Source organism: Enterobacter sp. ECC-249 (assembly GCF_043965265.1).
GTDB lineage: Bacteria > Pseudomonadota > Gammaproteobacteria > Enterobacterales > Enterobacteriaceae > Enterobacter > Enterobacter quasiroggenkampii.
The window spans coordinates 739,199-751,908 of record NZ_CP143660.1; the positions used below are offsets into that span (position 1 = coordinate 739,199).

12 protein-coding genes and 1 pseudogene are annotated in these 12,710 nt (G+C 56.6%); 6 read left to right on the forward strand and 7 right to left on the reverse strand.

Annotated features, from left to right (window positions below; translation table 11 throughout):
• Positions 1-149 precede the first annotated feature (149 nt).
• The 3 genes from V1587_RS03605 to glyS all read left to right on the forward strand — a co-directional run bounded on the left by V1587_RS03605 (position 150) and on the right by glyS (position 3,606).
• The gene (locus V1587_RS03605) at positions 150-455 is read left to right on the forward strand and encodes a YsaB family lipoprotein (protein WP_024909071.1); all 306 of its coding nucleotides are present in this window, start codon (positions 150-152) and stop codon (positions 453-455) included.
• 160 nt (positions 456-615) lie between these two features.
• Complete coding sequence (gene glyQ, locus V1587_RS03610) at positions 616-1,527, forward strand: glycine--tRNA ligase subunit alpha (RefSeq protein ID WP_003860141.1); 912 nt, start codon at positions 616-618, stop codon at positions 1,525-1,527.
• A 9-nt stretch (positions 1,528-1,536) separates the two neighbouring features.
• Positions 1,537-3,606: a glycine--tRNA ligase subunit beta gene (gene glyS / locus V1587_RS03615; RefSeq protein WP_371899140.1), complete on the forward strand. Its 2,070-nt coding sequence runs from the start codon at positions 1,537-1,539 to the stop codon at positions 3,604-3,606.
• 93 nt (positions 3,607-3,699) lie between these two features.
• On the opposite strand, the gene V1587_RS03620 is transcribed toward glyS, so the two are convergent.
• Both V1587_RS03620 and V1587_RS03625 read right to left on the reverse strand, forming a co-directional pair.
• Positions 3,700-4,110, reverse strand: a complete 411-nt coding sequence (locus tag V1587_RS03620; RefSeq protein WP_371899154.1) for a hypothetical protein — start codon at positions 4,108-4,110, stop codon at positions 3,700-3,702.
• Positions 4,038-4,217 (reverse strand): annotated as a pseudogene (locus V1587_RS03625) (hypothetical protein); the annotation flags it as partial. The pseudogene V1587_RS03625 and the gene V1587_RS03620, both read right to left, overlap by 73 nt.
• An 841-nt stretch (positions 4,218-5,058) precedes the next feature.
• Between V1587_RS03625 and V1587_RS03630 the strand changes: the two are divergent.
• Positions 5,059-6,678 carry an ABC-F family ATP-binding cassette domain-containing protein gene (locus V1587_RS03630; protein WP_395314505.1) on the forward strand — a complete coding sequence of 540 codons (1,620 nt, stop codon included), beginning with the start codon at positions 5,059-5,061 and terminating at the stop codon, positions 6,676-6,678.
• A 39-nt stretch (positions 6,679-6,717) separates the two neighbouring features.
• On the opposite strand, the gene V1587_RS03635 is transcribed toward V1587_RS03630, so the two are convergent.
• Entirely contained in the window at positions 6,718-7,005 is a 288-nt protein-coding gene (locus tag V1587_RS03635) for an HTH-type transcriptional regulator (RefSeq protein WP_008502755.1), read from the reverse strand.
• A 331-nt stretch (positions 7,006-7,336) separates the two neighbouring features.
• On the opposite strand from V1587_RS03635, the gene V1587_RS03640 reads away from it, so the two are divergent.
• Positions 7,337-8,047 (forward strand): DUF3053 domain-containing protein, encoded by a 711-nt coding sequence (locus V1587_RS03640; RefSeq protein ID WP_023334083.1) that lies wholly within the window; start codon positions 7,337-7,339, stop codon positions 8,045-8,047.
• Between the two features lie 246 nt (positions 8,048-8,293).
• Entirely contained in the window at positions 8,294-8,506 is a 213-nt protein-coding gene (gene cspA / locus V1587_RS03645; RefSeq protein ID WP_003860775.1) for an RNA chaperone/antiterminator CspA, read from the forward strand.
• Positions 8,507-8,564: 58 nt separating this feature from the next.
• On the opposite strand, the gene ghrB is transcribed toward cspA, so the two are convergent.
• The 4 genes from ghrB to V1587_RS03665 form a co-directional block, all read right to left on the reverse strand.
• Positions 8,565-9,539, reverse strand: a complete 975-nt coding sequence (gene ghrB, locus V1587_RS03650) for a glyoxylate/hydroxypyruvate reductase GhrB (RefSeq protein ID WP_371899142.1) — start codon at positions 9,537-9,539, stop codon at positions 8,565-8,567.
• A 27-nt stretch (positions 9,540-9,566) separates the two neighbouring features.
• On the reverse strand, positions 9,567-10,847 hold the full coding sequence (locus V1587_RS03655; RefSeq protein WP_371899143.1) for an MFS transporter: 1,281 nt from the start codon (positions 10,845-10,847) through the stop codon (positions 9,567-9,569).
• Positions 10,848-10,964: 117 nt separating this feature from the next.
• The gene (locus tag V1587_RS03660) at positions 10,965-11,903 is read right to left on the reverse strand and encodes a sugar kinase (protein ID WP_371899144.1); all 939 of its coding nucleotides are present in this window, start codon (positions 11,901-11,903) and stop codon (positions 10,965-10,967) included.
• A gap of 3 nt (positions 11,904-11,906) precedes the next feature.
• Complete coding sequence (locus tag V1587_RS03665; RefSeq protein WP_371899145.1) at positions 11,907-12,656, reverse strand: sugar phosphate isomerase/epimerase family protein; 750 nt, start codon at positions 12,654-12,656, stop codon at positions 11,907-11,909.
• Positions 12,657-12,710 lie beyond the last annotated feature (54 nt).

Below are 12,710 nucleotides of genomic sequence, written 5' to 3' on the forward strand. Positions count from 1 at the left end.
TGCCGTTGTCCAAAAGTCTTCGTTTGGAAAATTCTGAGTTTTATTCATCAGGCTTGTAGGGAGGCCGCGAGATTCGCAGAATGCCGGACCGTAATCTATAAAAGCTTTGATACTAAAAATAACAGCCACTGACCGGGGCGGTAATAAAAATGATGATGAAGCGTGTGGCGTCACTCTTTCTGCTGTTGATCCTGGCGGGATGCAGTGCGCCGCAAGAAGCACCTGTGCAAAAAGCGCAGCAGGGTAAAATGAGCCCGGAACGTTCACTGAATATGGAAGCGCTCTGTAAGGATCGGGCCGCTCGCCGCTATAACTCGGACGTGCAGAAAATTGATGTCACCGGGTTTGAGCGTTTTCAGGGAAGCTACGAGCTGCGGGGCCATACGTCGCGCAAAGAGGGCTTTGTCTGCTCGTTTGATGCGGACGGTCAGTTTTTACACCTCTCCATGCGCTAGCCTGCTCGCATAATCAACAGCCAGACGCCGTCAGCGCTCTGGCAGCAAGGCTTATTTCCCAATTTTCCCTAAACAACCCCGTTTCGTACTGTATATCTTGCAGCCAGCGGGTATACTGGTCCCTTCCATTTAAAACCACACGTATCCAGCACGAAATACTATGCAAAAGTTTGATACCAAGACCTTCCAGGGCCTGATCCTGACCTTACAGGATTACTGGGCTCGTCAGGGCTGTACCATTGTTCAACCTTTGGACATGGAAGTCGGCGCCGGCACTTCACACCCGATGACCAGCCTGCGCGCGTTGGGGCCAGAGCCAATGGCGACCGCGTATGTGCAGCCTTCCCGTCGTCCGACCGATGGTCGTTACGGTGAAAACCCGAACCGTCTGCAGCATTACTATCAGTTCCAGGTGGTGATTAAGCCATCACCCGACAACATTCAGGAACTGTACCTCGGGTCGCTGAAAGAGCTGGGTATGGATCCAACCATCCACGACATCCGTTTCGTGGAAGATAACTGGGAAAACCCAACGCTGGGTGCCTGGGGTCTGGGTTGGGAAGTGTGGCTGAACGGCATGGAAGTGACCCAGTTCACTTACTTCCAGCAGGTGGGTGGTCTGGAATGTAAGCCGATCACCGGTGAAATCACCTACGGTCTGGAACGTCTGGCAATGTACATTCAGGGCGTAGACAGCGTTTACGACCTGGTCTGGAGCGACGGCCCGCTGGGTAAAACCACCTACGGTGACGTGTTCCATCAGAACGAAGTGGAGCAATCCACCTATAACTTCGAATACGCGGACGTGGACTTTCTGTTCACCTGCTTCGAGCAGTACGAGAAAGAAGCGCAGCAGCTGCTGGCGCTGGAGACTCCGCTGCCGCTGCCTGCCTACGAGCGTATTCTGAAGGCCGCCCACAGCTTCAACCTGCTGGACGCCCGCAAAGCCATCTCCGTGACTGAACGTCAGCGCTACATTCTGCGTATTCGTACCCTGACCAAAGCCGTTGCAGAAGCTTACTACGCGTCCCGTGAAGCCCTTGGCTTCCCGATGTGCAACCGAAACAAATAAGAGGCGGCCATGTCTGAGAAAACTTTCCTGGTGGAAATCGGCACCGAAGAGCTGCCACCAAAAGCCCTGCGCAGCCTGGCTGAATCTTTCGCTGCGAACGTGACTGCCGAGCTGGATAACGCTGGCCTGGCGCACGGTAAAATTGAGTGGTTTGCCGCTCCGCGCCGTCTGGCGCTGAAAGTGGCAAATCTGGCGGCGTCTCAGCCGGATCGCGAAGTCGAGAAACGTGGCCCTGCGATTGCCCAGGCGTTTGACGCGGAAGGCAAACCGAGCAAAGCGGCTGAAGGCTGGGCGCGCGGCTGCGGCATCACCGTCGATCAGGCCGAGCGTCTGACCACGGATAAAGGCGAGTGGCTGCTGTACCGTGCGCACGTGAAAGGAGAAAGCGCGGAAGCGCTGCTGCCGGACATGATTGCCACGTCTCTGGCGAAGCTGCCGATTCCTAAGCTGATGCGCTGGGGCGCGTCTGACGTGCACTTCGTGCGTCCGGTTCACACCGTGACCCTGCTGCTGGGCGATACCGTCATCCCTGCGACCATTCTGGGCGTGGCGTCCGATCGCGTGATCCGCGGGCACCGCTTCATGGGCGAGCCTGAGTTCACCATCGACAATGCCGACCAGTATCCGCAGATCCTGCTGGAGCGCGGTAAAGTTATTGCCGACTACGAGCAGCGTAAAGCTAAAATCAAAGCGGACGCCGAAGAAGCGGCGCGCCAGATTGGCGGTAACGCCGACCTGAGCGAAAGCCTGCTGGAAGAAGTGACCTCTCTGGTTGAATGGCCGGTTGTGCTGACCGCGAAGTTCGAAGAGAAATTCCTGGCCGTTCCGGCTGAAGCGCTGGTGTACACCATGAAGGGTGACCAGAAGTATTTCCCGGTCTACGCCAACGACGGCAAGCTGCTGCCGAACTTCATCTTCGTGGCGAACATCGAATCGAAAGATCCGAGCCAGATTATCTCCGGTAACGAAAAAGTGGTGCGTCCGCGTCTGGCGGATGCCGAGTTCTTCTTCAATACCGACCGTAAAAAGCGTCTGGAAGATAACCTGCCGCGTCTGCAGACCGTGCTGTTCCAGCAGCAGCTGGGCACGCTGCGCGACAAGACTGACCGCATTGCGGAGCTGTCCGGCTGGATTGCCCGTGAAATCGGTGCGGACGTCAACCACGCGACGCGTGCTGGCCTGCTGTCTAAATGCGACCTGATGACCAACATGGTGTTCGAGTTTACGGACACCCAGGGCGTTATGGGCATGCACTACGCACGTCACGATGGCGAAGCGGAAGACGTGGCCGTTGCCCTGAACGAGCAGTATCAGCCGCGCTTTGCGGGTGACGAACTGCCGTCTAATCCGGTTGCCTGCGCCGTGGCGATCGCCGATAAGATGGACACCCTGGCGGGTATCTTCGGTATCGGTCAGCATCCGAAAGGCGACAAAGACCCGTTTGCGCTGCGTCGTGCTGCGCTCGGCGTGCTGCGCATCATCGTTGAGAAGAACCTGAACCTTGATCTGCAGACCCTGACCGAAGAAGCGGTGCGTCTGTACGGTGATAAGCTGACCAACGCGAATGTTGTGGATGACGTGATCGACTTTATGCTCGGTCGTTTCCGTGCGTGGTATCAGGATGAAGGCTACACCGTCGACACCATTCAGGCGGTGCTTGCGCGTCGTCCGACCCGTCCGGCTGATTTCGATGCGCGTATGAAGGCGGTTTCCCACTTCCGTACGCTGGAAGCGGCTTCTGCTCTGGCGGCGGCCAACAAGCGTGTATCCAACATTCTGGCGAAATCCGACGAGACGCTGAACGAGCGCGTAAACGCCGCGACGCTGAAAGAGCCGGAAGAGATCGCCCTGGCGATGCAGGTTGTGGTGCTGCGCGACAAGCTCGAGCCGTACTTCGCGGAAGGTCGCTACCAGGAAGCGCTGGTGGAGCTGGCTGAGCTGCGTGACGTCATCGACGCCTTCTTCGAGAAAGTGATGGTGAACGTCGAAGATAAAGAGCTGCGTATTAACCGTCTCTCTATGCTCGAGAAACTGCGTGAGCTGTTCCTGCGCGTGGCGGATATTTCGCTGCTGCAGTAATGTGCCCGTTGTGACACATGCTAAAAACCCGCTTCGGCGGGTTTTTTTATGGGTCTTTTGTAGACCGGATAAGCGCAGCGCCATTCGGCAGGTTTAGCCGATCGCGATTGTGCCTTCGTCTGTCAGCAGCCAGCGCGGTGCCTTCAGCGTATCAGCAAAGTAGCTGACCAGCTCGCACAGCAAATCTTCCATCACGATTTCAGATTGTCGCGGCAGTGAGCCGTTCATCAGCATCTGCGTAAGCTCCTGACAGTAGCGCCCCAGCTGATCGCATTCGGGTTCGAAAGCCGGAACGCGTGACGGGAGTTCCTTCACGGTCGGGCTGGCTTTTAAAGCGTCCGGAACAGGTTCCAGAAGCGTGGGTTGCAGAAGATTCAGACAGGCATAAAGTCTGCCGTAAAGCGCCATTTTTGGGGCGGGTTCTTCGCAATCTACCAGTGCGTCGGTAAAACGTTCGCAGTTATCCGCCAGTTCGGTGAAGTCGGTGGCGTGGTTGAAGGGCAGGGTGAATAAAGAATGAGCTTGGGTTGGGGTAGTAGCCATATTGGCAGCCTCCGATAAGTGATAAAGCTTCCACCACCGGAAATGCTAACTTCGCTGGTGGTGGACTGAACAGAGTTAGCATTACCGGCCTTATCGGATACCGGCGCATCTTTCGATGCCCCTGCTCAGCCCACCATTGAGATGTAGCAAAGCATGCTGCACATAATGTGCCGCCGATAAGATAAGCAGGATGCTAAACCCGGCACCTGATTTTGCAGGTGCAAAGAGAACTTACTGCTCATCAAAACAGGCGGCAATAGATTTGAGCTATGCCACTGAGGATATTACCATTTCTGGAAAGAGACTCGCAAAATTACCGCAATGAAAAGCATACTGCGGGCAGAGGTCTTGCAGCGACGCTATGGTCCGGCTGTAAATCGCTGAGGCGTTTGCCTTCCGGCCGGGGCGAGGCGCATGGATGAGCCGAGAGGGCGGGCTTTACAGGGATGTTACCTCCGCCCGTCCCCGATAAGCCGGAAGGAATAAGCCGAAGGTACCGCGTAGCGGCGATTTACCGCCGGGAGCCCGGGTAGCCAGGGTGGTGGCGACTGAGCCACCCTGGCACGTTCACGGGTATTGTCGTTACAGAGTAGCAAGGAACATAAAGTGAACGGAATGACCACCAGAGCCGTATGCTCCCCCTCACCCTAACCCTCTCCCCAAAGGGGCGAGGGGATTGTTCACTGCTCGCATTAATTTGTGGGGATCCCTCAGCCCAAAGGGAGAGGGAGTATAAGTCGTCCAAAATTTAACCTTGAAACCGTCAACACATTACCGCTATCCTTATCGCGTTAACTTTCTCGCGCTGGAGCGCCCCCCAAAAATGAACAAACACGACTGATGAATTTCGATCCTTGCTAAACGCTACCGCGTCGGCAGGGGATGTTTTGATTTCATTCAGGAGTGCTTATGGCTCATTTTGCGCAGTCCCCTTCTTTTATTTTGCATCAGGTCACCTGTCAGTTTCCGACGGGCGATACCCTCTTTGGTCCGCTGAATCTTTCACTGGAACCCGCCCTGTGCGCGCTGGTTGGCCGCAACGGCAGCGGAAAAACGCGTCTGCTGCGTATGCTGGCGGGGCTGGACGAACCCGCTACCGGCCACATTGAACGCTTTGGCTCGCATGCCTGGGTGGCGCAGCAGCACGTTATTGCTCCGCATACGACGCTGGCTGAACTGCTCGGGTATGGCGCGATTTTTGCGGCGCGTAAGCGCATCGACAGCGGCGATTACCAGCCTGACGATCTGGAGCTGCTCGACGGCCACTGGGACGTGGCCGAGCGCCTGAGCGAGGCGTTTATCAATGCGAAGCTTCCACCGTTTGATGCGGATAAGCCCGCCGGTGAACTCAGCGGCGGCGAACGCATTCGCGCCCTGCTGTGCGGGGCATTTACGGCTGAAGCGGATTTCATGCTGCTGGACGAGCCCACGAACCATCTGGATCGACAAGGCCGGGCGTGGTTCTACGACCAGTTGAGTCGGTATCAGGGCGGCGTGCTGGTGGCCTCTCATGACCGCGAACTTCTGAAGCAGGGGCCGCGTATTCTTGAGCTGAGCGCCTCGGGTCTGCGCAGCTACGGCGGGAATTATGCGGATTATCAAACCCTGCGCGATGCCGAACAGCAGGCGGCGCGCGCGGCGCTGGAACATGCGGCAACCGAGCGCAAACGTACACGGGCACGGATGCAAAAAGAGCATGACGACAGCCAGCGGCGTTCAGCAAAGACATTGCGCACCGTCGATACCCTGAATATCGCGTCGTTCGAGCGGGTCAAATATAAAGGCGCGGCAAAGGAGCGGATCGGCTCCTGGAAAAAACAGCACAGCGAGCAGAATGAAGCCCTGAACGCCGCGGTAAATAAGGCGCGTGGACGCGTTGAAGAAGATAACCCGGTCATGCTCACCCTGCCGGGGAGTCAGATCCCGGAGGGGAAGCAGGTACTGGTGCTGGAGGATCTGGTGCTGCCGCATGTGCCTGTTCCTCCGCTCAACTTGCGGATGGACGGACCGATGCGCGTGGCGTTAAAGGGGCCGAACGGCTGCGGAAAATCGACGCTGTTAAAAACCATCCTCGGCGAGATTGCACCCCGTTCGGGGACCTGTAAGGTTTCAGTCAGCTGCGCCTATCTCGACCAGCATCTGTCCAGGCTCGATCTTTCGCAGTCGGTCATGACGCATCTCAACCTGAGTCATACGCCTCTGGAAGAGGGGGTATTGCGAACCCGTCTGGCGCAGCTTCAACTGGGTGCCGACAAAGTTACGCTTCCGCTGGCGGAGCTCAGCGGCGGCGAGCGTCTTAAAGCCGCCCTGGCCTGCGTGCTGTGGCGCGCGGAGGCCACGCAGCTTCTGCTGCTGGATGAACCGACCAACCATCTGGATCTGGCCTCGGTCCAGGCCATTGAAGCGGCGCTGGCCGCTTTCCCCGGCGCTCTGCTGGTGGTATCACACGATGAGGCTTTTCTAAGAGGCTTAACGTTAACGCATGAATGGGTGTGGGAAGAGGCGAGCTGGCGTTGTGAGAGCCTTTAAAACACAAGCCCCCGCAAAGGCGGGGGCATTCAATCTTCACTACGCTATCTGTTTGCTGAGTGCAGGGTTGGCCTGAATCAGGCGCATCAGCCTTAACTCGGTTGGAGTGGGTTTCTCACGTTTTGACTCCCACTCCTGCACCATAGCCACGCTGACACCCATCGCTCTGGCGAATTCTTCCGTTTTCAGTCCTGTCCCTTTGCGCAATTGCTCATATTCTGTAAAGGGATTGGATTTTTGTTGCAGGGTAATCGTCTGCGGTACATCTTTAAAAATGATCTGTTCCAGGCTGCTCAGCAGCTCAAACTCAGGATCTTTATATTCCATTGAGGACTCCTCTTAAATCTCACATCGTGATCAAGAACATCAGAGAGCCAGTTAAGAATAGTCCCTAATACGAACCCAGGATCGTCACGGGTGTGATTAATCGTGCGGTAACGATCGCTTTATCCGATTCAGCAATATGGACAGTTATGCTAATTCCCTGATTAGTCATACGTCGCCTTCGCCAGGTATTTTTTTGTAAATGGTAAGAAGTAAATCAGCAATAGCCGTTTTGTATGAAAAGAGTATCTTGCAAGGCTGACCTGGACTATCCTTGTCAGCGTCGGGCACGCGTGTGCCGGTGTGCGCTTTTTTGGGTGAAAGGAGTAATAAAATGGCGACAGGAAAGTCCTGCTCTCGCTGGTTTGCGCCTATTGCGGCGTTGTTGATGGTTGTTAGCCTGAGTGGGTGTTTTGATAAAGAAGGCGATCAGCGCAAAGCGTTTATCGATTTTCTGCAGAATACAGTGATGCGCAGCGGCGAGCGGTTGCCGACGCTGACTGCGGATCAGAAAAAACAGTTTGGCCCCTTCGTGTCCGATTACGCCATTCTTTATGGCTATTCACAGCAGGTGAGCCAGGCGATGGATTCCGGAATTCGTCCCGTGGTGGATAGCGTGAACGCCATCCGCGTTCCGCAGGATTATATGACGCAGCGCGAACCGCTTCGCCAGTCCAACGGTGCGCTTGGCGTGCTGAGCCAGCAGTTGCAGAATGCGAAAATGCAGGCTGACGCGTCACGTTCTGCGCTGAAGCAGGGCGACGATCTCAAACCAGTCTTCGACAAAGTGTATGAGAAAGTGGTGACCAAGCCTTCTGAAGCGTTGCAACCGCTGATTCCGGCCGCGCAAATCTTTACGCAGCAGCTGGTTCAGGTGGGTGACTTTATCGCCCAGCAGGAGGCTCAGGTGAGCTTTGTTGCCAACGGCATTCAGTTCCCGACCTCGCAGCAGGCAAGCCAGTACAATACGCTGATTGGGCCGCTGGCCTCCCAGCATCAGGCCTTTAGTCAGGCCTGGAGTGCCGCCGTCACGGCCACAGAATAAACCGAAAAAACCCCGCTTCCGGCGGGGTTTTTTATGCATATCGAAAATAACGCTTGTCATTCCTCTACCACATCGGTATAACTATCCCCGTCGGTTTGTTACACAGACCTAAAGCAGTTTAGTAAAGCAGTCCAGATTGTTATCCATAGATACCCTTCGTAGTGACCCTTCCTTCATCGCTTAAAAATCTGTAACGCAATCCATCAAGCCGGAAGGCACAATATATTTGTTAATAAGGTAATTACTATGTCTGCTAAAATGACTGGTCTGGTAAAATGGTTCAACGCTGATAAAGGTTTCGGCTTCATCACTCCTGACGATGGCTCTAAAGACGTGTTCGTACACTTCTCTGCTATCCAGAACGATGGCTACAAATCTCTGGACGAAGGTCAGAAAGTATCCTTCACCATCGAAAGCGGCGCTAAAGGCCCAGCAGCTGGTAACGTTGTAAGCCTGTAAGCTTCCAACCCAGTAGCACAAAATTCAAAAACCCGCCTTCTGGCGGGTTTTTTCGTTTCTATCGTTGCACCTGCGGGTTTACGCAGTTTATCTCTACCTTTCCGCTAAGAGCGGCGATGAGATTATCGACCGCAGTGGCCGCCATGTTGTAGCGCGTCTCATGGGTTGCTGAGCCGATGTGCGGCAGCGCAACCACGTTAGGTAGCGAGAGCAGCGGGGAATCCACCGGCAGCGGCTCCTGTTCAAAGACATCCAGACCTGCGGCGTGGATCTCACCGTTCTGCAGAGCCTCAATCAGCGCCTTCTCATCCACCACCGGGCCGCGACCCGCGTTGATGAAAATGGCTGACTGCTTCATTTTCTTAAACGCCTCTTTGCCAATCAGATGACGCGTTTCGTCCGTCAGCGGCAGAACCAGGCAAACAAAATCGGCTTCCTGCAGCAGGGTATCCAGCTCGCAGTAGCGGGCGTTGAAGCGTTCTTCGGCTTCACTGTGGTGGCGACGTGCGTTATACAGAATCGGCATGTTAAAACCAAAATGCGCGCGCTGCGCCAGCGCCAGCCCGATACGCCCCATGCCAACAATGCCCAGCGTTTTGCCGTGAACGTCCACACCGAACCAGTCCGGACCAATGCTTTTTGTCCATTCGCCCGCTTTGACGCGCTCGGCGACTTCCACCACGCGACGGGCCGTGGTGAGCATCAGCGCCATCAGCGTGTCGGCCACGGTTTCCGTCAGGGCATGCGGCGTATGCATCAGCAGGATCTGACGGGCGTTAAGGGCATCCACGTCAAAGTTGTCGTAACCCACGGAAACGGTTGAGGTAGCACGAAGCTTCGGCATTTTCTCCAGCAGGGCGACATCCACTTTTTCGCTTGAACCCAGCAGGCCTTCGGCGCTGGCAAACGCGTCGGCGTGCTGTGCCACGGTTTCCGGGCGCAGGTTCTTGACCTGCGTGACGGTGAAGTGCTCTTCAAGACGTTTCTGCAGATCTTCCGGCAGGGCTTTATACAAAATGACGGACGGCTTCATGCTAATCTCCGTTGATTTTTTAAGGATTCAGGCGTGGCGAGCGCCGACAGGGTGTTGTTGATTATTAGCAGGCTTAACAATCAGAGTAAGCCACACCGAGGCGAAAAGCGCCACCCCCATAAAGATGTACGATGCGGACGGACTGCCGGTGGCACCGTTCAGGTAACCCACGAACCAGGAGCCGCAGAACGAACCCAGCGCACCCATACTGTTAATCAGCGCCATCGCGCCACCCGCAACGTTACGTGGCAGCATCTCAGGGATGATGGCGAAGAACGGTCCGTACGGGGCGTACATGGCGGCACCGGCAATTACCAGCAGCGTATAAGAGACCCAGAAGTGGTTTGCGCCCACGGCCCAGGAGCCAATAAAGGCGAAGGCAGCAATCAGCAGCAGCGGCCAGACAAACAGCTTGCGGTTCTGCAGCTTGTCCGACGCCCAGGAGACAACGATCATCGCGATGGTCGCCGCCAGATACGGTACGGAAGAGAGCCAGCCCACTTCTACCATGCCGAGGTTCTCACCGCCGCTGCGGATAATGGACGGCAGCCACAGCACAAAGCCGTACACGCCAATGCTCCAGGTAAAATACTGTGCGCAGAGCAGGATCACGTTACGCGAGCGGAAGGCTTCACCATAGTTACGTACCGCCTTCAGCCCTTGCTGTTCTTTATCCAGCTGCGCCTGCAGCGCCGCTTTTTCATCTTCGGAAAGCCATTTCGCCTGGGCAGGTTTATCTTTTACCAGCACCCACCAGCAGAAGGCCCAGATAATCGCCGGCACACCTTCAATGATAAACATCTCGCGCCAGCCGAAGGACTGGATCAGGTAGCCCGACACCACCGACATCCACAGTACCGTGACCGGGTTACCGAGGATCAGGAAGGTATTCGCGCGCGAGCGCTCAGATTTGGTGAACCAGTTGCTGATGTAGATCAGCATTGCGGGCATAACCGCCGCCTCAACGACGCCGAGGATAAAGCGAATGGCGGCCAGGGCAGGAATATTGTTCACCATGCCGGTCAGCGACGCGCAGGCGCCCCACAGGATCAGACAGATGAAGATCAGCTTACGCACGCTGCGGCGTTCCGCATAAATAGCGCCGGGGATCTGGAAGAAGAAGTAGCCCAGGAAGAAAAGGGCACCCAGCAGGGAGGAGATACCTTTGGTGATGCCGAGGTCCTCGGTGATCCCCGCTGCGGACGCGAAGCTAAAGTTGGCACGGTCAAGGTACGCCAGGCTGTACGTGATAAACACGATTGGCATGATGTACCACCAGCGTTTTACTGCGTTGGTCGAACTGTTCATAGGCTTGCCTCTGTTGTTGAGGTTGTTACCGCCGTTGTCTGTAGGGTACACGGTGGCTTAATTATTTGGTGCGGCCTGTTGCCCTCACCCTGGCCCTCTCCCACGGGGAGAGGGAATTTAAACGCCGAGCTGTGCTCGCGTTGGTAATCCTTCGCTGTCGCCCTGCACCTGAATGGCCAGCGAGCCAATCTTGTTGCCTCGCGCGACGGCCTGCGGCAGCGTTTTGCCTTCCAGCAGGGCGCTAATCACGCCCACGGCAAAGCCATCGCCCGCGCCGACGGTGTCGACAACGTTCTCAACCTTCACCGCTGCGACCGCACCCTGTTCGCCGTTGGCCGTCTTGAACCATGCGCCATCGGCACCGGTCTTCAGCACCACCGCTTTTACCCCTTTATTCAGGTAGAAATCAGCAATGCCTTCCGGCGTGCTTTCGCCGGTCAGGATCATCCCTTCTTTCAGACCCGGCAGAACCCAGTCCGCCCTGAACGCCAGACGGTTCAGTTTCTCCACCATTTCCGCTTCGCTTTTCCACAGCACCGGGCGCAGGTTAGGGTCGAACGATATGGTCTTTCCTTGGGCTTTCATTGTGGTCGCTGCATGATCGAGCAGCTCATACGAGCTGGCAGACAGCGCGGCCGCCACGCCGCTCAGATGAAGATGGCGCGCGGAGGCAAAGTAATCGGCGTGGTAATCCGCGACAGAAAGATGGCTTGCAGCCGAGCCTTTGCGGAAATACTCCACGATGGGATCGGTTCCATTTTCGACCTTAGATTTAAGCTGAAAGCCGGTAGGGAAGCGTCCGTCGAGGGTGACGCCTGAGGCATCAATCCCCTCTTTTTTCAGCGAATCGAGAACGAAATGGCCAAAGCTATCGTCCCCCACGCGGCTGACCCAGCCGACGTTCAGGCCGAGACGCGCCAGGCCGGTCGCGACGTTCAGCTCTGCGCCTGCGACGCGTTTGATAAAGTGCTCAACCGCGCTCAGTTCGCCCGTTTCAGTGGCGACAAACATCGCCATGGCTTCCCCGATCGTGATGACATCCAGCGTCTTGTGCATGGTTTATTCCTCGCGCAGCAGGTTGACGTAATGGCGGGTAACGGCGGTTAAATCCGCCCCTTCCAGCGGGAATTCGATGCCGCGTGGAGCATCGTCAGGCAGCTGGCCGAGCAGATCCAGCCAGCGCGCGTCAGCGTGGTCCGGCGCCACGGCGCGGAAGTTATCTTTATGCGGCACGGCGGCTTTAACGTGGATATAGCTCACCGCAGGGGCCAGATGACGGGCGGCCTCTTCGGGCGAATCGCCAACCCACAGCCAGTTGCCCATGTCGAAGGTCAGCGTGACGGGCAATGCCATTTCCCGACAGGCGGCCTGGAAGCGCTGCATAGGCGCGAGCTGTCCGCAGTCGGTCTGATCGTTCTCCACGACCAGCGCCATGCCGCTTGCGTTCAGCAGGGTACGCAGGGCGTTGAGATGCTGCGCGTCGCTGAAATGGCCGAGGGAAACCTTAAGCCACAGGGCGTTCAGGGTGCTAGCCTCAGAAAGATAGCGGGTCAGGTCCGGATTGAGGGTGCCGTCTGGCATAAACAGGGCGGCGGGGGCGGAGTAGCACGCCAGCAGGCCGAGCAGCTCAATGGATTCTCCCAGCGCAGGCAGCGCCAGCAGCTCTTCGCTGTTGAACAGTTCCCGGCGGATCTCCACGCCGTCTGCCCCTGCGCCTGCAATAACGGGCAGCATCGCCCGCTGACCGCCTGCCTGTCGCACCTGTTCCGCACCATACGCGGCGGTGACCACCATAATTTTCCTGCCCATCTTCGGACTCCATCGCAACATATCAATACTATTACGCTAGATGGAACCGGTTCC

Excerpts from the sequence above, each read along its gene's own strand:
- V1587_RS03605 (WP_024909071.1), top strand. The coding sequence starts at position 150 with ATGATGATGAAGCGTGTGGCGTCACTCTTTCTGCTGTTGATCCTGGCG.
- glyQ (WP_003860141.1), top strand. The coding sequence starts at position 616 with ATGCAAAAGTTTGATACCAAGACCTTCCAGGGCCTGATCCTGACCTTA.
- glyS (WP_371899140.1), top strand. The coding sequence starts at position 1,537 with ATGTCTGAGAAAACTTTCCTGGTGGAAATCGGCACCGAAGAGCTGCCA.
- V1587_RS03630 (WP_395314505.1), top strand. The coding sequence starts at position 5,059 with ATGGCTCATTTTGCGCAGTCCCCTTCTTTTATTTTGCATCAGGTCACC.
- V1587_RS03635 (WP_008502755.1), bottom strand. The coding sequence starts at position 7,005 with ATGGAATATAAAGATCCTGAGTTTGAGCTGCTGAGCAGCCTGGAACAG.
- V1587_RS03640 (WP_023334083.1), top strand. The coding sequence starts at position 7,337 with ATGGCGACAGGAAAGTCCTGCTCTCGCTGGTTTGCGCCTATTGCGGCG.
- cspA (WP_003860775.1), top strand. The coding sequence starts at position 8,294 with ATGTCTGCTAAAATGACTGGTCTGGTAAAATGGTTCAACGCTGATAAA.
- ghrB (WP_371899142.1), bottom strand. The coding sequence starts at position 9,539 with ATGAAGCCGTCCGTCATTTTGTATAAAGCCCTGCCGGAAGATCTGCAG.
- V1587_RS03655 (WP_371899143.1), bottom strand. The coding sequence starts at position 10,847 with ATGAACAGTTCGACCAACGCAGTAAAACGCTGGTGGTACATCATGCCA.
- V1587_RS03660 (WP_371899144.1), bottom strand. The coding sequence starts at position 11,903 with ATGCACAAGACGCTGGATGTCATCACGATCGGGGAAGCCATGGCGATG.
- V1587_RS03665 (WP_371899145.1), bottom strand. The coding sequence starts at position 12,656 with ATGGGCAGGAAAATTATGGTGGTCACCGCCGCGTATGGTGCGGAACAG.